This window comes from Herbaspirillum rubrisubalbicans (assembly GCF_003719195.1).
Taxonomy (GTDB): domain Bacteria; phylum Pseudomonadota; class Gammaproteobacteria; order Burkholderiales; family Burkholderiaceae_D; genus Herbaspirillum; species Herbaspirillum rubrisubalbicans.
Window position 1 is genome coordinate 3,481,299 of record NZ_CP024996.1, and the last position, 19,605, is coordinate 3,500,903.

Consider the following 19,605-nt stretch of genomic DNA (forward strand, 5'->3'; position numbering starts at 1 on the left):
GGGCCGCTCAGGGAGCTGCGGGAGCAAGCGCAGCAAGTAAGCGTTCATCGCCCGAACCGGTCAGGATGACCTGCACGAAACCCTGCTGCCGTGCGGTCTCGGCGATCCGGTGGTGGGAGACGACGATTCGTTGCCGTTGCAGTTTTACCACACGTTCCTCGCCCCCGGCTAGTCTTGCCAAGTCCAGCAAATTGCGCAAGGCCTCGGAACTGGTGATGACCCAGTCGGCCCCACCGTCGAGCAAATCCAGCAGCAGCGCGCCGCTGCGCGCATCCAGCGTAGGGGCCAGGCGGCGGTAGGCGGTCAGGTGCTCGACGGTGACGCCATGTTGTTGCAAAGCTTCACTTAGGAAATCACGACCGGTCTGGCCGCGCACGATCAGAGCGCGTTTGTTGCGCAATTGTTCCATAGGGAGGGATTTGAGCAATTCCTCAGAATCCATCTTGTCGGCGCGTTGCGGGCCGTAGAGGGTGGCATTGCTGTTATCCACACCGTGGGCGCGCAAGGCCAAGCGACTGCCCTCGCCGACGATGCCGATAGGCACCTGGCTGGGCCAGCCGGACAGATGCGCAAAGGCGGCATCGATGGCATTGGGGCTGACGAAGACCACCAGGGCGAACTCGTGCAGGCGCGCCAGCGTGGCCTTGAGTTCGGCATCGTCCGCTACCGGCCCGATGGTCAACAGCGGAAATATCACCGCGCGCCGCCCCAGTTGCTCGACGCTGGCGGCAAAGGCTTGCGCCTGTTGCAGCGGCCGCGTCACGACCACCGGCAAGGAGGACGACATGTCAGGCCGAAGCGGCATCGGCCTGGGCCTTGCACAGGGCCAGGATGGCATCGGCGCCACGGGCCTTGAGCAGGTCGGCCACTTGGGCGCCCAGGGCTTCGGGCGCGTCGGCGCTGCCCTCGGCTTGGGCGGCAGCGGCTTGCGCACCGTCCGGGGTGGCGATCATGGCGCGCAGATGCAGGCGCTGGCCTTGCAGCGTGGCATAGGCCGCCAGCGGGATCTGGCAACTGGCGCCGAAGATGCGCGAGACCGAACGTTCGGCGGCCGAGACCACGGCGGCAGGCTCATCATGCAGCGGCGCCAGCAGGCGCTTGATATCGTCGCGACCGGCGGGGATTTCGATGGCCAGCGTGCCCTGGCCGGGCGAGGGCAAGCTTTGTTCGGGGTCGAGGAAGGAGCGGATGCGCGCCTTCAGGCCCAGACGATTGAGACCGGCCACGGCCAGGATGATGGCGGCATAGTCGCCCCGGTCCAGCTTGGCCAGGCGGGTATCGAGGTTGCCGCGCAGGGGCTTGACCACCAGTTGCGGATAACGCGAGGCGATCATGGCCTGGCGCCGCAGGCTGCTGGTGCCGACGATGGCGCCGGGCGGCAGCGCATCGAGGGCTGCGAAGTCATTGGAGACGAAGGCGTCGCGCGGGTCTTCGCGCTCCAGGACGGCGGCCAGCTCGAAGCCTTCGGGCAGGTCCATGGGCATATCCTTCAAGCAATGCACGGCCAGGTCGGCGCGGCCTTCGGCCATGGCCACTTCGAGTTCCTTGACGAACAAACCCTTGCCGCCGACCTTGGACAATGCGCGATCGAGAATCTGGTCGCCACGGGTGGTGGTTCCGAGAATGTTGATACTGCACTGCGGATATAATGCGGCCAGACGGTCCCGCACGTACTCGGCCTGCCACATGGCAAGGCGGCTTTCACGCGAGACGATGACGATGTTGGAAGGAGGAAATTCTTTCAAGACGGGCTTTCCGATTCAGTCGTGGCAAGCGCGGCAAAAGCGACAGGGAAAGCAGGAGACCGGCGAATCCAGACTGTAAAAAAAAACGATTAAAACGATTAAAGATGCGATCCTAAGCGAGCAGCAAGCAAGTTCGATCACACAGACCAGAAGCGAGACACAAACCCAAAACGAGGCAAATTCTAGCACGCACACCCACGGCAATCCGATCCACAAGCACGACTTTCTCCTCCGAAAACCGCAGCAACCGTTGATCATGGCGACTACAAATCCAACTAAACGCAGTGCCCGTTCCACTCCATCCACCCCGTCCACCGCACCCGCATCGCCCGCCGTCCCCACTGCGCGCGCCCCTGCCGCCAAGCGCAGCCCGGCCACCGACAAGGATGCGCCCTTGAAGGAAGACATCCGCCTGCTGGGCCGCCTGCTGGGCGAAGTGGTGCGTGAGCAGGAAGGCGATGACGTCTTCGAGGTGGTGGAAACCATCCGCCAGACCGCCGTGCGTTTTCGCCGCGAATCCGATGCCAAGGCCGGCGCCGAGCTCGACAAGCTATTGAAGAAACTGACCCGCGACCAGACCAATTCGGTGGTGCGTGCGTTTTCCTATTTCTCGCACCTGGCCAATATCGCCGAGGACCAGCACCACAATCGCCGCCGCCGCGCCCACCTGCTGGCCGGCTCGCAAGCCCAGCCGGGCAGCGTGGCCTATGCGCTCTCGCGTCTGGATGATGCCGGCGTCTCCGGCGCCCAGGTGCGCAGCTTCCTCAAGGAAGCGCTGGTCTCGCCGGTGCTGACCGCCCACCCGACCGAAGTGCAGCGCAAGTCGATCCTGGACGCCGAGCGCGAGATCGCCCGCCTGGTGGCCGAGCGCGACCTGCCGCTGACCCCGCGCGAACTGCGCCACAACACCGAGCTGCTGCGCGCGCGCATCGCCACGCTGTGGCAGACCCGTATGCTGCGCTATACCAAGCTGACGGTGGCCGATGAGATTGAGAACGCCCTCTCCTACTACCGCATCACCTTCCTGCGCGAACTGCCGGCGCTGTACGACGACATCGAAGCCGAGATCGACAGCCAGTTCCCCTCGCGCGCCAAGGCGCGTGCGGCCGAGCTGCCGCCCTACCTGCAGATGGGCAGTTGGATCGGTGGCGACCGCGATGGCAATCCCAACGTCAATGCCGCCACCATGCAACATGCATTGAAGCGCCAGTCCACCACCATCTTCGACTACTACCTTGATGAAGTGCATACGCTGGGTGCCGAGCTCTCCATCTCGACCCTGATGGTCGATGCCAGCCCGGAACTGCTGGCCCTGGCCGATGCCTCGCCGGACCACTCCGAACACCGCGCCGACGAACCCTATCGACGCGCCTTGATCGGCATCTATGCGCGCCTGGCCGCCACCGCCCGCTCGTTGGGCGTGGTCAATATCCTGCGCCAGGAAATCGGTAGCGCCGCGCCCTATGCCAACCCGGCCGAATGCGTGGCCGAGCTGGAGGTGCTGGTGAGCTCGCTACAGGCCCACCATGGCGCCGCCCTCATCAAGCCGCGCTTAGCCGGTGTGAAGCGGGCGGTGGAAATCTTCGGCTTCCACCTGGCCACGCTGGACATGCGTCAGAGCTCTGACATCCACGAACGCGTGCTGGCCGATCTGCTGGCCAAGGCCCAGGTCGAGAGCCACTACGCGGGCCTGAGCGAAGAACGCAAGATCACCCTGCTGCTGGGCGAATTGGCGCAGCCGCGTCTGCTGTATTCGCCCTACCTGCAATATGCCGAAGAAACCGAATCCGAACTGACCATCCTGCGCGCGGCCCGCGAGATCCGCCGCCGCTATGGCGAGCGCGCCATCCGCAACTACATCATCTCGCATACCGAGACCCTCTCGGACCTGCTGGAAGTCTTGCTGCTGCAAAAGGAAACCGGGCTCCTGCACATCGAAGGCAAGCAATTGCAGGAACTGGAGCTGATGGTGATCCCGCTGTTCGAAACCATCCCCGACCTGCGTTGCGCGGCGCAGATCATGCGCGGCTGGTTGACGCTGCCGCAGGTCAAGGGCTTGATCGCCAAGCATGGCAAGTTGCAGGAAGTGATGCTGGGCTATTCGGACTCCAACAAGGATGGCGGCTTCCTGACCTCCAACTGGGAGCTCTACAAGGCCGAAAACCAACTGGTGGAATTGTTCAATGAAGTGGGCGTGAAGCTGCGTCTGTTCCACGGTCGCGGCGGCACCGTGGGTCGCGGTGGCGGCCCCAGCTACCAGGCCATCCTGGCGCAACCGCCGGGCACCGTGAACGGCCAGATCCGCCTGACCGAACAGGGCGAAATCATCGCCTCCAAGTTCTCCAACCCGGATATCGGTCGCCGCAACCTGGAGTTGCTGGTGGCCGCCACCCTGGAAGCGAGCCTCATGCCTGCCGGCAGCGACGATAAGGAAGCCCGCAAGCTGGCCGAGTTCGAGCGCGTCATGGAAGACCTGTCCGAGCGCGCCTACCAGGCCTACCGCAACCTGGTCTACGAGACCCCGGGCTTCACCGATTACTTCTTTGCCGCCACGCCCATTGCCGAGATCGCGCAACTGAACATCGGTTCGCGCCCGGCCTCGCGCAAGGCCACCCAACGTATCGAGGATCTGCGCGCCATTCCCTGGGGCTTCTCCTGGGGCCAATGCCGCCTGCTGCTGCCGGGCTGGTATGGCTTTGGCAGCGCGGTCTCGGGCTGGCTGGAACAAGCCGGCAACGCCAAGGAAAGCGCCAAGCGCATGAGCACCTTGCGTGCCATGTGCAAGGAGTGGCCGTTCTTCGCGGCGCTGCTGTCGAACATGGACATGGTGCTCTCCAAGACCGACCTGGCGGTTGCCTCGCGCTATGCCGGGCTGGTGGCCGACCGCAAGCTGCGCACCAGCATCTTCGGTCGCATCACCGATGAACATGAACGCACCAGTACCATGCTCTCGGCCATCACCGGCAGCAAGGAACGCCTGGCCGGCAACCCGCTGCTGGCACGCTCGATCAAGAACCGCTTCGCCTATCTCGATCCGCTGAACCACCTGCAGGTCGAGTTGATCAAGCGCCACCGTGCCACCGCCGCCGCCAAGCGCACACCGGAAGAACGCGTACAGCGCGGCATCCACCTCACCATCAACGGCGTGGCGGCAGGCTTGCGCAATACCGGCTGATCGCGGCTTCATCAGCACTACCCAGCCAGGGCTGCCCCGATGACGGGCAGCCCTTTTTACGTGCCCCTAGCCAATGTTGGCAGCGCGACATGCACCAGAAGACGCTCCGTCTCAAGTTCAGCATTTACCTGCCGATAACAGATGGTTGAAATGACATTTGACGAAGCAGCAAGCTGTTGCGGGAGATGGACAAGCAAACCGGCGCCAGGGCGCTGAATCGGATTTTTGCAGCGCAAAAATCGATCCGACTCTCCGCAGCAGTCTTCACTTTTGTAAAATGGAAGCTGAACAGATTTAAAGCACGTCATCGCCGCCCAGCCTCATGGATATTGCTTGGGCGACCATTTTCCCGGCTCCGGGGAATGTGTCCACTGGGCGATACGGCTACCATTCGGGGAACCAGACATCATGCGTAATTGGGCAAAACCGCTGGCCGCATTCTGCATTGCAGCATCGCTGGCCGCGATCGGGACATGGGCACAGGCTGCCGCCAATTCGGCCTCGCCGCAGCCCCTGGAAGCGCGCCGGGTTTCGCTGACCAGCGTGGATGACAAGGGCGGCAAGGCCACGGCCCTGTATGGGGTGTGGATCAAGGCGCGCAAGTCGTCCAGCAGCAAGGGACCGTACCCGACCGTGATCGCCCTGCATGGCTGCGGCGGTCTCTACAGCATCATCAAGGATGGTCGCGGTGAATTCACGCCGCGCCACCTGGCCATGGCGCGCGTGCTCACCGACGCCGGCTATAACGTGCTGTTCCCGGACAGCTTCACTCCGCGCGGACGTCGCTCGACCTGCCAGGACAGCGTCGCCCAGCGCGAGATCAGCGCCATGAACCGCCGCTTCGATGTCCAGGCGGCGATGCACTGGGTGACTTCGCAACCGGACGTGGACGTCAAGCGCATCGCCCTGTTGGGCTGGTCGCATGGCGCCTCGACCCTGCTGGCCTCGATCAACCTGGCCGAGACCGACGTGGCCGTGCGCAAGATCCAGCCGCGTGCCGCGGTGGCCTTCTACCCGGATTGCCGCCCCTATGCCAAGGCCGGCGAACCCTTCAAGCCAGCCGCGCCGCTGCTGATCCTGATGGGTGAAAACGATGACTGGACCCCGCCCCAGGCGTGCGAAGCCATCGAACAAAAGATGCAGGGCAGCGATACCGAAATCGCCCTGCGCCTATATCCCGACACCTACCACGACTTCGACGCACCCGGCCTGCCGGTGCACGTACGCATGGACGTCAAGGGCGTGGGCAAGCGCGGCGAAGGCGTCACCAGCGGCGGCAACCCGGATGCGCGCAACCAGGCCTATCGCTCCATGCTCAACTTCCTGGACGCCAAGCTCAATTACTGAGGCAGCGCTGAGGATCAGGGCTAGCCAAGCGCCTCCTTGATTTTGACAAGTCCCTTCACCAACGACAATGCCGGCCCCTTGCGGGAGCCGGCATTGTCGTTTTCTACGTCATTTTCTTTCACATCGGCCGGACACCACCGTCCGCTGGCGCTTTCCGGCCACCCCTTCTTTACGCGATCAACTCCTGCATCCCCTCGCTCAATTCGGCCAGCGGCGGCATGTCCACGGTGAAGGTTTCCAGGCGCCAGCCCAGCTTGGCGGCCACGTCGACCGGGAAGGTCGATTCCATCTCATCCTCCGAATACTGGTTTTCCTGGGCCCGGGCGCGCCAGGCGGCCAGGTGGACGATGGCAGCGAACGGATCGAACTGGCCTTCCAGCGGCTGCGGGAAAGCCTTGATGACCTGGCCGAATTCATCCGGGAAACGCCAGCGGCGCGCCAGTTCTGCGCCCACATCGGCAAAGTCGTAACCGAAGGACTTGCGCTCCACGTCCAGGCGACGGGCGTCCAGCGGCCCGGCCACCTTGTCCACCTGCAGCGCCTGCTCCGGCATCCCGGCGTGCATCACCAATTGCCCGATGGCGTGCATCAGGCCTACCGTAAAGGCGAAATCGGAATTGAGCTTGGCCTGCTTGGCCAGCCACTTGGCCACGATGGCGGTATCCAGGCTGTAACGCCAGAACAGCTTGAGATCCACGCCCGGCAGTTTCTTGAAGCTGCCGGCCATGCCGGTGCTCACCACCAGCGTGCGCACGGTCATGAAACCCAGCATCAGCACCGCATCTTCGACGGTGCCGACGGTGCGCGAGACGTGGTAATAGGATGAATTGGCCAGACGCAGGATCTTGGCACTCAAGACCTGGTCGGCAGCCAGTTTCTTGGCGATCTCCTCGATCGAGACCGATTCATTGTTGAAGCTTTCGATGACTTCCTGCACCACCTTGGGAATGCTGGGCAAGGCGGTTTGCTGCTGAAACAGTGCTTCCAAATTCATGCTTCTCTCCTGTAAGACGACCCCCGAACATCTTGCTCATTGAAGCGCTTAACAGGGCCACCTCCAGGACCATCCCCACGTGGCATGTGCGGCCTTGGCTGGCAGCCCTTTTCTTCTCCGGAAGCAAACAAAACTTCCCCCGGATCAGTCATCGCAAGCCGAGTATAGCGTCTGGATTTGTCAGTAGTACAAGACTTTTCTGCTCCATGAGAGGACTTGCGCAAAAACAACAAGCAAAATGAATGCCATATGGAAACAAAGTGAGATAGCGGCCATTTCAGCCGTGTTGCCGCCGTGTTGCCTGAGGGTTTCACCAGCAGATGGGAAGGTATGAAAAAAACCTGCGAGGCCCACCGCCAGGAATGCGAAAAATCCGCGCCGTACCGCATTTCCGCCTGCATGGCCGTGGCTGGGCGCAGTTGTGCTTGCTATAATCGCCCCTTCTTCGGAATTCCTTCATATGACAGACCAATTTGCTAAAAAGGGCGAAGCCTGGTCGGCTCGCTTTTCTGAACCCGTCTCCGATCTCGTCAAGCGCTATACCGCATCGGTGTTCTTCGACAACCGTCTGGCCCAGGTCGACATCCAGGGCTCGCTGGCGCACGCCGAGATGCTGGCGCATCAGGGCATCATCAGCGCCGCCGACTACGCCGAGATCCAACGCGGCATGGCCCAGATCAAGGGTGAAATCGAGGCCGGCCAGTTCGAATGGCTGCTGGACCTGGAAGATGTCCACCTGAACATCGAAAAACGCCTGACCGAACTGGTCGGCGACGCCGGCAAGCGCCTGCACACCGGCCGCTCGCGCAATGACCAGGTCGCTACCGACATCCGCCTCTACATGCGCGGCGCGGTCGACGACATCATCGGCCTGCTGCGCGAACTGCGCGCGGCCCTGCTGGACCTGGCCGAACAGCACGCCGACACCATCCTGCCGGGCTTTACCCACATGCAGGTGGCACAACCGATCACCTTCGGCCACCACGTGCTGGCCTATGTCGAGATGTTCGGTCGCGATGCCGAGCGCATGATCGATGCCCGCAAGCGCATCAACCGCCTGCCGCTGGGCGCCGCCGCCCTGGCCGGCACCACCTTCCCGATCGACCGCCTGCGCGTGGCCAAGACCCTGGGCTTCGACGACGTCTGCCGCAACTCGCTGGACGCCGTCTCGGACCGTGACTTCGCCATCGAATTCTGCGCCGCCGCCGCACTGGTGATGACGCACATCTCGCGCATGTCCGAAGAACTGGTGATCTGGATGAGCCCGCGCGTGGGCTTCATCGACATCGCCGACCGCTTCTGCACCGGCTCGTCCATCATGCCGCAGAAGAAGAACCCGGACGTGCCCGAACTGGCGCGCGGCAAGACCGGCCGCGTCAATGGTCACCTCATTTCGCTGTTGACCCTGATGAAGGGCCAGCCCCTGGCCTACAACAAGGACAACCAGGAAGACAAGGAACCGCTGTTCGACACCGTCGACACGCTCACCGATACCCTGCGCATCTTCGCCGACATGGCGCGCGGCATCAGCGTCAAGCCCGACGCCATGCGCGCGGCGGCCCTGCAAGGCTACGCCACCGCCACCGACCTGGCCGACTACCTGGTCAAGAAGGGCCTGCCCTTCCGCGACGCCCACGAAGCCGTGGCACACGCCGTGCGTACCTGCGTGGACAAGGGTTGCGACCTGGCTGACCTGTCGCTGGACGAGCTGCGCGCCTTCTCCAGCCTGATCGGCGAAGACGTGTTCGCAGTGTTGACGCTGGAAGGCTCGGTGGCCGCACGTGACCATATCGGCGGCACCGCACCGAACCAGGTGCGTGCAGCCATTGCGCACATCCGCAAGGAACTGAACTAAGCATTTGCACCACCCCGTCCGCTGGCCGGACGAACTTCGCATGTCGCTGCGGCGCGCCCTACCCGGGCGTGTTGCAGCGGGTTGCCATTGCTGGTGCGGCCTGACATTTCAGGTAGGCTGTGCCGGCTGTATCGAAAGAGACCGCAAAACGGTCTTCAGAGGATGGAGCACAAGTCCCGGCCATCCCGGGCGCCTTTTGCATCATCCTCGATGAAGGAATCGCCGTGTGAGCTTGCGCGGACGATTTCTACAATATCTAACTGAGGAGAGAACTCGATGCAATTCAATACCATGCTCAAGACCATTCCGGCCCTGCTGATCGGTGCCGCCCTGTCGCAGGCGGCCCTTGCCGCCGACATCAAGCTGGGTGTGGCCGAAGCGCTGACCGGCCCGGCCGCCAAGTATGGCGTGGCCATCAAGAACGGCTTCACGCTGGCTTCCGAAGAAATCAATGCCAAGGGCGGCGTCAACGGCGACAAGCTGGCCCTGGTGATCGAAGACGAACAAGGCAAGAAGGAAGAAGCCATCAACGTCTTCAAGAAACTGATCTTCCAGGACAAGGTACTGGCGGTGTTCGGCCCCACCCTGTCCAACTCGGCCTTCGCCGCCGACCCGATCGCCAATGCCTCCAAGGTGGTGGTGTTCGGCACCAGCAATACCGCTGACGGCATCACTGCCATGGGCCCCTTCACCTTCCGCAATTCCGTGATGGAAGCCGACGTGCTGCCGGTCACCGTGAAGGCCGCCGTGAAGCACTTCGGCATCAAGAAGGTCGCCGTGATCTATGGTAACGACGACGCCTTCACCAAGTCCGGCTACGACGTCTTCAAGGCCACCCTGGAACAGCAGAAGATCCCCGTCACCACCACCGAGGCCTATGCCAAGGGCGACGTCGATTTCAAGGCCCAACTGACCAAGATCAAGGCCGGCAACCCGGACGCCATCGTCTGCTCCTGCCTGGCTGAAGAAGCCGCCAACATCATCCTGCAGACCCGCGCGCTGGGCATGAAGCAGCCCTTCATCGGCGGCAACGGCCTGAACTCGCCCAAGCTGTTCGAGATCGCCAAGGATGCCGGCGACAACACCTTGATGGGCAGCCCCTGGTCGGCCGAGAACCAGACCCCGGCCAACAAGGCGTTCATTGCCGCCTACAAGGCCAAGTTCGGTTCCGACCCCGACCAGTTCGCCGCCCAAGCCTATGACGCCATGTACATCGTGGCCGATGCGCTCAAGACCGTGAAGCTGTCGGGCAACCTGGCCAAGGACCGTGACGCCCTGCGCGCTGCCCTGCCGGCCGTGAAGATCGACGGCGCCACCGGCAAGTTCGCCTTCCGTCACGCACCGGCAGTGGCTGGCAAGCAGGTCGGCTTCGATGCCGACCAGGAAGCCATCGTCAACATCGCCAAGGGCGGCAAGTTCGTCCTGCTGAAGTAAGCAGCCCGAGGCCAGCAAGGCGGTCACTGCCGGACAATCGGCAGCGACCGCCAGCCAGTGATCGCGCAGCGCGCGGCGCTGGCCATCTCATTACCTATTGCAGGTTCCCATGTTAGAACAACAGCTCATCAATGCCCTTTCGCTGGGCAGCGTGTACGCGCTCTTTGCGCTCGGATTCACGCTGGTCTTTGGCGTGTTGGGCGTGATCAATCTTTCGCACGGCGCCATCTTCATGCTGGGCAGCTATGCCGCCCTGCTGCTGGTGGAGCAGATGGCCCTGCCCCTGTGGGTGGCGCTGCTGCTGGCCATGGTGGCCACGGGCCTGTTGGGCCTCATCATCGACGTGCTGGTCTTGAAGCCCTTGCGCAAACGCAATGCACCGCACCTGATTCCGATGATCGCCACCATTGGCGTGGCCATCATGATCACCAATATCTCGCAGGGCATCTTCGGCGCCGAGAACAAACGCTTCCCTCAGGGCACCATCCCTGAAGAGAGCGTAAGCCTGGGCAACCTGCACATCACGGCGGTACAAGTGGCCATCATCGTGATCGCCTTCGTGCTGATGGTGGTGCTGCTGGGCGTGATGCGCAAAACCCAGCTCGGTCGCGCGCTGCGCGCCATTGCCGAGTCGCCCAAGGCGGCTTACCTGCTGGGCATCAACGTCGAAGGCCTGTTCCTGCTGACCTCGTTTGCCGCGGCGGCCCTGGGCGGCGCGGCCGGCGTGCTGGTGGGCGTGTCCTTCAACGCGATCTCGCCCTTCATGGGCCAGCCGATGCTGCACAAGGGCATTGCCGTCATCATCCTGGGCGGCATGGGCGATATCCGTGGCGCCATGATCGGTGGCCTGTTCCTCGGCTTTGCCGAGGTGTTGACGGTGGCCTATATCTCCAGCGACTTCCGCGATGCGGTGGCGTTCGGCCTCCTGTTCCTGATCCTGCTGGTAAAACCCTCCGGCATGTTTGGCAAAGTGCTGGAAAGGAAGGCATAAGATGGGCTTCATGGATTGGTGGGATAGCTTCTGGGCCACCTACAACACCGTCATTTTCAGCATCGGCGTCAATGCCATGCTGGCTCTCTCGATCTACGTCACGCTGTCCTGCGGCTTGCTGTCGCTGGCCAATGCGGCCTTCATGGGCATCGGCGCCTATACCGCATCGCTGTTGACGATGCAGTTCGACCTGCCCTTCCCCATCGCACTGGCCGCGGGCGGCGTGCTGCCCGCGCTGGTGGCGCTGGTGATCGGCATCCCCACGCTGCGCCTGTCGGGCGTGTACCTGGCCATGGCCACGCTGGGCTTTGGCGAAGTGGTCCGGGTGATCGTGCTGAACCTGGACATCACCGGCGGCCCCATGGGCTTGAACGGCGTGCCGCCGATCACCGAGTGGTGGCACATCGTCTTGCTGCTGGGCGTGACCATCTATGCGCTGGCGCGCCTGCGTCGCTCCAAGATCGGCCGTGCCTTCGAAGCCATCAAGGAAGATGAAGTGGCAGCGCGCCTGATGGGCGTCAACGTGGCCGGCTACAAGCTGCTGGCCTTCGTCATCGGCGCGGCCATTGCTGGCGTCGCAGGCGGCCTGAACGCCCACTACACCTTCACCATCGGCCCCAACAACTATGGCTTCGAGAACGCAGTCGACATCCTGACCATGGCCGTCTTCGGCGGCACCAGCAACCTGATCGGCCCCATGATCGGCTCGACCATCCTCTCGCTGCTGCCGGAAGTGCTGCGTCATTTCAAGGACTTCCGCCTGGCCATCAATGGCCTGATCCTGATCCTGGTGGTGCTGTACCTGCCCAAGGGCATCTGGGACCCGCGCCGCATCCGCGCCTTGCTGGGCCGCAACGCTGAGAAGAAGGTGAAGTAATGCTTTTACAACTGAACGACATCAGCAAGAACTTCGGCGGCCTGCAGGTATTGCAAGGGGTGAACTTCAACGTCAAGCAAGGCGAGATCTTCGGCCTGATCGGCCCCAATGGCGCCGGCAAGACCACGGTCTTCAACCTCATCACGGGCCTGTTGCGCGCATCCTCCGGCAGCATCCGCTTCAATGACGACGACATCGGCGCCGTCGCCCCGCACAAGATCACCGAGCGCGGCATTGCCCGCACCTTCCAGAACATCCGCGTGTTCAAGGAAATGACGCTGCTGGAAAACGTCGTGGTCGGGATGCACGAGCACCTGAACTATGGCGTGGCCAGCATGTTGTTCAACCTCGGCGCTTTCCGCCGTGCCGAACAGCAAGCCCGCGAACGCGCGTTGGAACTGCTGTCCTGGGTGCGCCTGGACCACAAGGCGCACATGCTGGCCGACAGCCTTTCCTATGGCGAGCAGCGCAAGCTGGAGTTCGCCCGGGCTCTGGCGACCAAGCCCAAGCTGCTGTTACTGGACGAACCGGTGGCCGGCATGAACCCGGCCGAGAAGACCGAGCTGATGAGCGAGATCGTCAACATCAAGCAGCGCGGTTTCACCATCTTCATGATCGAGCATGACATGCGCTTCGTCATGGGCCTGTGCGAGCGCATCGCCGTGCTCAACTTCGGCAAGATCATCGCCGAGGGCAGCCCGGACCAGATCAAGAACAACCAGGAAGTGATCGAGGCCTATCTCGGCAAGGAAGAAGCATGAGCGCCAGCGGTAACAAGCAACCCATCCTGCAGGTAGAAGACCTGGCCGTGGCCTATGGCCACATCGAAGCGGTCAAGGGCATCAGCCTGTCGTTGAACGAAGGCGAGATCACCGCGCTGGTGGGCGCCAATGGCGCCGGCAAGAGCACGTCGCTCTTGGCCATCTCCGGCCTGGTGAAGGCGCAGCGCGGGCGCGTGCTGCTCAACGGGCAAGACCTCTTGCAGATGTCGCCGCACCGCATCGTTGAATCCGGCGTGGTGCAGGTGGCCGAGGGCCGCGCCACGTTGACCACGTTGACCGTCGAAGAAAACCTGGCCCTGGGCGCCTACACCCGCCGTGACAAGGACGGTGTGGCAAGTGACCTGGAGTGGGTGTATTCGCTCTTCCCGGTATTGAAGAACCGCGCCACCGGCCTGGCCGGCAACCTCTCGGGCGGCGAGCAGCAGATGCTGGCGATTGGCCGCGCGCTGATGGCCAAGCCCAAGGTGTTGTTGCTGGATGAGCCCTCGATGGGGCTGGCCCCGCTGATCATCCAGGAAATCTTCCGCATCGTGCAGGAGATCAACAAGACCGGCATGACGGTACTGCTGGTGGAACAGAACGTGCGCCAGGCACTGCGCATTGCGCAACGCGGCTATGTGCTGGAGACGGGCAAGATCGTGCTGGAGGATAGCGGTGCGAATCTGCTGGGCAATCCGAAGGTGGTGGAGGCTTATCTGGGGGGCTGATCCGCTTGATCTGTTGCATGTGGCGAGGCTGGAGAAAAAATAATAAAAAATTTCTCAATTAGGTGTTGACCATCAGCTTGATAGGCCTTAATATTCAGCCTCTTTCAAGCACAGCAAGTCACCGCTGATTGCAGAAGGCCCACGTGGCGGAATTGGTAGACGCGCATGGTTCAGGTCCATGTGCCGCGAGGTGTGGGGGTTCGAGTCCCTCCGTGGGCACCAAAATAGAAAAGGTCGATTGACGCAAGTCAGTCGGCCTTTTGTATTTTGGGGTCCACGAGCAAGGCGCCTGCGCGCCTTGCGGGAGGGACGAGAAAGTCCGGCCTTGCAAGGCCGGACGGGGTCGCGGGACGTGACCGAGTCCCTCCGTGGGCACCAGACATAAAAGGCCGGTTGATGAAAATCAACCGGCCAGGTTGATGACGAACCCCGTGTTTTCGAACACGGGGTTTTGTTTTTCAGGCGCAGGTAATTTGCAGATGGTCGATGGCGCAGAAGCCAAGCAAGGCGCGCATTTTTCTCTGTAGCCACTTTTGTACGCTGGCAGAGGCGCTCAAGCCGTGTAAAAGCGCGCGCAAGCGCGCCACCAACAGGGCAATCTTCTTCATGTTCTGGGCCGCCGCCGCCAACAAGCACTGCTCGGCGACCTTGCGCAATCCCCGCATACGGGCATAACGATGTCCGTGCAATTGCTTGGCGTCGGCGAAGCTGCGTTCTACCGTTTCCTTGCGTCGGGCATAGATGCGCTTGCCCCATTCGGTACGACGCCGATCATCCACCTTCTCCTTGGAACGCTCCCACACATGGCGCGTCACCACCTTGACCGCATTGGCGCTATTGGTGCATTGCTCGCGTACCTTGCAGCCTCGGCATTGCTCAGGGTTGGATTTGTATTCCCGATACCCCAGTCGATTGGTCGTGCTGTAGCGCAAGGGTTGACCCTGCGGGCAGATGTATTCGTCACGGTAGGCATCGTACTCATACGCCCGTTTAAAGAATGTCCCCGGCTTGTGGTTGGGTGTGCGGTAGCCCATCACGCCGCTGATCTCGCGATTCTCCAGTCCCTGGCAGACGGCCGGTGTGAAGTAGCCCGCATCCAGGCCAACGGCCTGTACATCAAATCCGAACGTCTGGCGCTGACGATCCAGGCGCGCCAGATAAGGCTGACTGTCATGGACTGAGGCGGGCGTGACATGGGTATCGGTAATGATGGAATGCTTAGCATCGACGGTGCGGTGATCCAGGTAGAAGAAGCCCTTGGGCTTGTCGTCGCGCACCATGTAGCCGCTCTCGGGATCGGTGCGACTGACCTTGATCTCTTTGGTGGGCGGCTCATCATCGTCGTCACGCTTGAGCGGTTTCTTGCCATGCTCGGCACGGTCGATATCCACAGCGGCATCCAGTTCGGCCAGATAGGCCGAGGGGGTCTGGGTAACTTGAACGTAGTCGAACTTGTTCTTGTTGGCGTTGGCCTTGAGGTGGGTGCTGTCGCTGTAGAGCACACGGCCATCGACCATGCCGCGTCCAATGGCCTGGCGCACGATCTCGTCGAAGATCTCTTGATAGACGGTGGTATCAATGAAGCGGCGGCGCCGGTTCTGGGAGAAGGTGGAGGAGTCCGGTACCTTGTCGGTCAGACGGAATCCGGCAAACCAGCGATAGGCCACATTGACCTGGACCTCGCGGATGAGCTGGCGCTCGCTGCGGATACCGAAGAGGTAACCGATGAACAAGAGCTTGAAGAGTACCACCGGGTCCAGTGCCGGGCGGCCATTGTCGGCGCAATACAGATGCGCCACCTTCTCTCGGATGAACTCGAAATCCACCGCCGCGTCGATCTTGCGCAGCAGGTGGTCCTTGGGCACGAGCATCTCGATGGTCACCATCTCTAACTCGTGCTGGGCGGCTGTCGGTTTTTTGAGCATGACCGATTAAACAACAAAGCCTTGGCTTTCGCCAAGGCTTTGTCATCAATCTGGCCGGTTGATGAAAATCAACCGGCCTTTTGCGTTTCCCGGGTTGGAAAATAGTTTTACTTGTTGATGGTTTTCTTTGAAAACTACTTCTTCAAATTGTTAGTTTTCAGTAGCTCGTTTCATTCTTAAGTAGCAGTTTTTTTACTTAGTTTTTCAGGAAAAAACTTAAAAAAAATAGGTGACAACTTAAAAGTTTGCCCTTAGAATGCAGCCTCTTTCAAGCAATGCAGTTTGAACGCATTTGCAGAAGGCCCACGTGGCGGAATTGGTAGACGCGCATGGTTCAGGTCCATGTGCCGCGAGGTGTGGGGGTTCGAGTCCCTCCGTGGGCACCAAAACAAAAAAGGTCGATTGACGCAAGTCAGTCGGCCTTTTGTGTTTTGGAGTCCGCGAGCAAAGCACCTGCGCGCTTTGCGGGAGGGGCGAGAAAGTCCGGCCTTGCAAGGCCGAACGGGGTCGCCGACCTAGTTCCTCGGTGAGCACCAAGACATAAGGCCGGTTGATAAAATCAACCGGCCTTTTGCGTTTTCGGGCGCACGAGTAGGATACCTGAGCACTTTTCGGATAGCCCAAAAAATTAACCACTATTAACATAAAAAGGTAATTTAGATGATAATGTCGATACCGCCAAAATCCAGGTAAACATCAATTAGGGGGCATTTTATGATGGAAAAAAAGACTAACGACCAAATCATCCTTGAGCAAATTATTAAAGATCGATGTGAGGAAAGCCAGGATGGGCTGACAATTTCTGAATACTTTGAAATCTACGCAGCTACTGAAGTTTTAAAAAACCAAGATCTATCTTACGATGATATTGAGTATGGAATTGTTGGTAACGGCGGCGACGGGGGCATCGATTCGATATATACATTTGTTAATGGCGAATTACTAAAAGAAGATACGCCGATTAACGCTACTCAAAAGAAAAACACCATTGAGCTTGTGCTCATCCAGTCGAAAACCTCTACAAGTTTCAAAGAAGACGCGATCACCAAATTCCGCGAGTCAGCTGAAGACCTTTTTAATTTATCCAATACAACAAGTGACTTCGCGGCTCGCTACAACAAAGATATTAGAGAAAAAGCTGAGCTATTCCGTAAGGCATACGGACAACTAGCCAAAACCTTCCCTAAACTTCACATAAAGTATTATTACGTTACGCAGGGAGTTGAAGTACATCCGAACGTGGAAGGCAAAGTTGAGAAGTTACGAGACTCCATTTCTTCTATGTTCAGTAGTTCAGAATTCTCCTTTGAATTCATTGGCGCAAATCGGCTCTTGGAGCTAACAAGGAACATTCCTACGAGTTCACGTGTCCTTGAAGTGTCAGAATCTCCTATCAGCACAGCTGGTGGCAGCTATATTTGCTTGGTGGAGTTGAGTAGCTATTATCGCTTTATCTCGGACTCTGGCGCTCTTGCGAGAAGCCTCTTGTAGTTGCCCCCGCAATTCAGGACACTCAGACATCGTTAAGTTAGTGATGCTGCAGCCCGTCTGAACTCGCGAGGCGAGCGGTATTTCAGGGCCTTGTGCGGATGGTGCTCATTGTATTGCTCGAAGGCAGAGGCCAGATGTGTGAGCGCCGTGGGCACATCGGGCTTGTCCATGAAGGCGATGTAATCATGTTTCATCGTTTTTACGAACCGCTCCGCCATGCCGTTACTCTGTGGCGAGCGCACGGGCGTGGTCAAGGGCTCCAGTCCCAGCTCGCGCGCGAAGCTGCGTGTGCGATGGTCGATGTAGGCAGAGCCGTTGTCGCTGAGCCATTCAATCACCTCTGGAGTCTGCGTGCTCCCAAACCGCTGCTCTACGGCAGCCAGCATCACGTCGCGCACGACATCCCCGCTATGCCCACCGGTAGTGGCCGCCCAGCTGATGGCCTCACGGTCACAACAATCCAGCGCAAACGTCACTCGCAATGCAGACCCGTCATCGCAACGGAATTCGAAGCCGTCCGAACACCAGCGCGCATTACTTTGCTTGACCGCTACGCGACCATCGTGGCGTCGATTGTCACGTCTCACACCAGGGCGGCGCAGCAGCAACTCGTGCTCTCGCATGACGCGATAGACCCGCTTATGGTTCACGCACGCCTGGCCCAGGGATTCCCGGCTACGTCGCAGCAAAGCCCAGATGCGGCGATAGCCATAGCTCGGCAAGCTCGCAACATGCAGTTCAATCTCTTCGAGCAAGCCGCTGTCGTCGACTTTGCGAACACTGCGGCCATCTCGCCATTCCGGGCTCCGGGCTCGTTTTACTGCCACTGCAGAGCGCGCCACACCGAGAACGTCACAAACCACTTTCATTGGTCGTCCTCCGGCAGCAAGGGCGAGCGCGCAATCAGGTTTTTTGACCGGCCCCATTCGACGGCCTCGCGCAGAATCTCGTTCTCCATGCTCTTCTTGCCCAACAGCCGCTGCAGTTCTTTGATTTCCTTGATGGCCGCGGCCAGCTCCGAGGCCGGCACTACCGTCTCGCCAGCCTTGACGGCAGTCAGACTGCCTTCCTGGTACTGCTTGCGCCAACCAAACACCTGGTTCGCGTTCACCCCGTGTCGCCTGGCAACGGCTGATACGGAAGCTCCAGGAGCCAAGGTCTCCTGGACGATGGCTATTTTCTCTTGGGGCGTGCGTCTTCTGCGACGCTCCGGCTCGGTCAGAATCTCGATATGGTCCACGGTTTGCCTAGTCGTAAAACTGGTCATAAGACTGTCCTCTATTTTAAGAGAGTCTTCGTGTCCTGAGATTCAAGGGGCTATTCCACCTCTTCGAATCCAACGTACGCGATTACCAAGGTAGCGTGATAGTAAACACTGGTATTCGCCAGACGTTACAGAATCAAGATTCTGAAGATTTTTGGTATCTCAATAATGGGGTAACCATCATTACCCCCAAAGCGGTATTAGCTGGAAAACAGCTCACCATTGAAGATCCGCAAATCGTAAATGGATTACAGACTTCACACGAAATTTATCAGCACTTTACCGAATCTAATCAAGGCCCATCACCAGACAAACGAACTTTATTGGTTCGAATAATTTGCGAAAAGGACGAGCCGGCGCGCGACCGCATCATTAGAGCTACGAATAGCCAGACAGCAATTCCTCCGGCCTCGCTGCGTAGCTCGGATGAAATCCATCGCAACATTGAGGATTTCCTCAAAGCAAATAATTTTTATTACGACAGAAAGAAGAATTATTATAAGAATAAGGGAATGCCAATTTCCCAGATCATCAGTATTCCGTATATGGCGCAAGCCATGATGGCAATAGTATTAATGAAACCCGATCAAGCACGCGCAAGACCGTCCACACTTTTGAATTTAGATTCTGAATACAAGAAGATCTTCAGCCTTGAAATGCCGATCGATGTCTATCTCAAGGCCATTCAGATAATGAGGGCGGTAGAGAGGAGACTGAAAGAAAAGGCCGTGGAGAGAAAGACTAGTACAAATATTAAATACTACGTAGCAATGATGTATGTAATTGGAATCACAAGAAGCATCACAGACATCGCCAGTAAGCTAAATTCCATAACTCAAGTAACTGTCAATTCATTAGTGCTTGATACTGTTATCGATGATGTTATGGGGAAATTCGAAAAGGCTGGCGGGACAGACCAGGTCGCGAAAGGCTCATTATTTGCAGAGAGTCTTCTAGCTCACGCGTTGGGCTAAATTTGGTGGTCGCTAATTAAGGCCTGGACCTCAGATTGAAGGCG

General features: G+C 59.7%; 15 protein-coding genes and 2 tRNA genes. 12 read left to right on the forward strand and 5 right to left on the reverse strand.

Annotated features, from left to right (window positions below; all coding sequences use genetic code 11):
- Positions 1-7 precede the first annotated feature (7 nt).
- Both RC54_RS15550 and hemC read right to left on the reverse strand, forming a co-directional pair.
- Positions 8-805, reverse strand: coding sequence for a uroporphyrinogen-III synthase (locus RC54_RS15550; protein WP_061789694.1), 798 nt, complete (start codon positions 803-805; stop codon positions 8-10).
- Positions 789-1,745 (reverse strand): hydroxymethylbilane synthase, encoded by a 957-nt coding sequence (gene hemC, locus RC54_RS15555; RefSeq protein ID WP_058896012.1) that lies wholly within the window; start codon positions 1,743-1,745, stop codon positions 789-791. Before hemC ends, RC54_RS15550 begins: the two co-directional genes overlap by 17 nt.
- 256 nt (positions 1,746-2,001) lie before the next feature.
- Here hemC and ppc point away from each other — a divergent pair, with 256 nt between their 5' ends.
- Both ppc and RC54_RS15570 read left to right on the forward strand, forming a co-directional pair.
- On the forward strand, positions 2,002-4,920 hold the full coding sequence (ppc, locus tag RC54_RS15560) for a phosphoenolpyruvate carboxylase (protein ID WP_061789693.1): 2,919 nt from the start codon (positions 2,002-2,004) through the stop codon (positions 4,918-4,920).
- Between the two features lie 408 nt (positions 4,921-5,328).
- Positions 5,329-6,267, forward strand: coding sequence for a dienelactone hydrolase family protein (locus tag RC54_RS15570; protein WP_017450140.1), 939 nt, complete (start codon positions 5,329-5,331; stop codon positions 6,265-6,267).
- A 169-nt stretch (positions 6,268-6,436) separates the two neighbouring features.
- Here RC54_RS15570 and RC54_RS15575 read toward each other — a convergent pair whose 3' ends face one another.
- Positions 6,437-7,261: an HDOD domain-containing protein gene (locus RC54_RS15575; RefSeq protein WP_058896015.1), complete on the reverse strand. Its 825-nt coding sequence runs from the start codon at positions 7,259-7,261 to the stop codon at positions 6,437-6,439.
- 460 nt (positions 7,262-7,721) lie between these two features.
- Between RC54_RS15575 and argH the strand changes: the two genes are divergently transcribed.
- The 7 genes from argH (at position 7,722) to RC54_RS15610 (ending at position 14,129) form a co-directional block, all read left to right on the forward strand.
- Complete coding sequence (gene argH / locus RC54_RS15580; protein WP_058896016.1) at positions 7,722-9,116, forward strand: argininosuccinate lyase; 1,395 nt, start codon at positions 7,722-7,724, stop codon at positions 9,114-9,116.
- A 276-nt stretch (positions 9,117-9,392) separates the two neighbouring features.
- Positions 9,393-10,550, forward strand: coding sequence for an ABC transporter substrate-binding protein (locus RC54_RS15585; protein ID WP_061789692.1), 1,158 nt, complete (start codon positions 9,393-9,395; stop codon positions 10,548-10,550).
- Positions 10,551-10,659: 109 nt separating this feature from the next.
- The gene (locus RC54_RS15590; RefSeq protein ID WP_017450136.1) at positions 10,660-11,541 is read left to right on the forward strand and encodes a branched-chain amino acid ABC transporter permease; all 882 of its coding nucleotides are present in this window, start codon (positions 10,660-10,662) and stop codon (positions 11,539-11,541) included.
- Between the two features lies 1 nt (position 11,542).
- Positions 11,543-12,418 carry a branched-chain amino acid ABC transporter permease gene (locus tag RC54_RS15595; protein ID WP_058896018.1) on the forward strand — a complete coding sequence of 292 codons (876 nt, stop codon included), beginning with the start codon at positions 11,543-11,545 and terminating at the stop codon, positions 12,416-12,418.
- The gene (locus RC54_RS15600; RefSeq protein WP_061789691.1) at positions 12,418-13,179 is read left to right on the forward strand and encodes an ABC transporter ATP-binding protein; all 762 of its coding nucleotides are present in this window, start codon (positions 12,418-12,420) and stop codon (positions 13,177-13,179) included. Before RC54_RS15595 ends, RC54_RS15600 begins: the two co-directional genes overlap by 1 nt.
- Positions 13,176-13,907: an ABC transporter ATP-binding protein gene (locus RC54_RS15605; protein WP_061789690.1), complete on the forward strand. Its 732-nt coding sequence runs from the start codon at positions 13,176-13,178 to the stop codon at positions 13,905-13,907. The genes RC54_RS15600 and RC54_RS15605 overlap by 4 nt, the downstream gene beginning before the upstream one ends.
- A gap of 137 nt (positions 13,908-14,044) precedes the next feature.
- Positions 14,045-14,129: transfer RNA gene (locus RC54_RS15610), tRNA-Leu, on the forward strand.
- A gap of 236 nt (positions 14,130-14,365) precedes the next feature.
- Here the strand turns inward: RC54_RS15610 and RC54_RS15615 are convergent.
- Positions 14,366-15,832, reverse strand: coding sequence for an IS1182 family transposase (locus RC54_RS15615; protein WP_244216356.1), 1,467 nt, complete (start codon positions 15,830-15,832; stop codon positions 14,366-14,368).
- 301 nt (positions 15,833-16,133) lie between these two features.
- Between RC54_RS15615 and RC54_RS15620 the strand changes: the two genes are divergently transcribed.
- A tRNA-Leu gene (locus RC54_RS15620) sits at positions 16,134-16,218 on the forward strand.
- Between the two features lie 328 nt (positions 16,219-16,546).
- Positions 16,547-17,323, forward strand: coding sequence for a hypothetical protein (locus tag RC54_RS15625; protein ID WP_208652663.1), 777 nt, complete (start codon positions 16,547-16,549; stop codon positions 17,321-17,323).
- Between the two features lie 32 nt (positions 17,324-17,355).
- Here the strand turns inward: RC54_RS15625 and RC54_RS15630 are convergent.
- Positions 17,356-18,590 (reverse strand): IS3 family transposase gene (locus tag RC54_RS15630; protein ID WP_123020402.1). Its coding sequence is split into 2 segments (ribosomal slippage): positions 17,356-18,230 and positions 18,230-18,590, totalling 1,236 coding nucleotides; the frame shifts between segments, so codons are not numbered across the junction.
- A 35-nt stretch (positions 18,591-18,625) separates the two neighbouring features.
- Here RC54_RS15630 and RC54_RS15635 point away from each other — a divergent pair.
- Complete coding sequence (locus RC54_RS15635; protein WP_123020460.1) at positions 18,626-19,561, forward strand: AIPR family protein; 936 nt, start codon at positions 18,626-18,628, stop codon at positions 19,559-19,561.
- Positions 19,562-19,605: the final 44 nt, after the last annotated feature.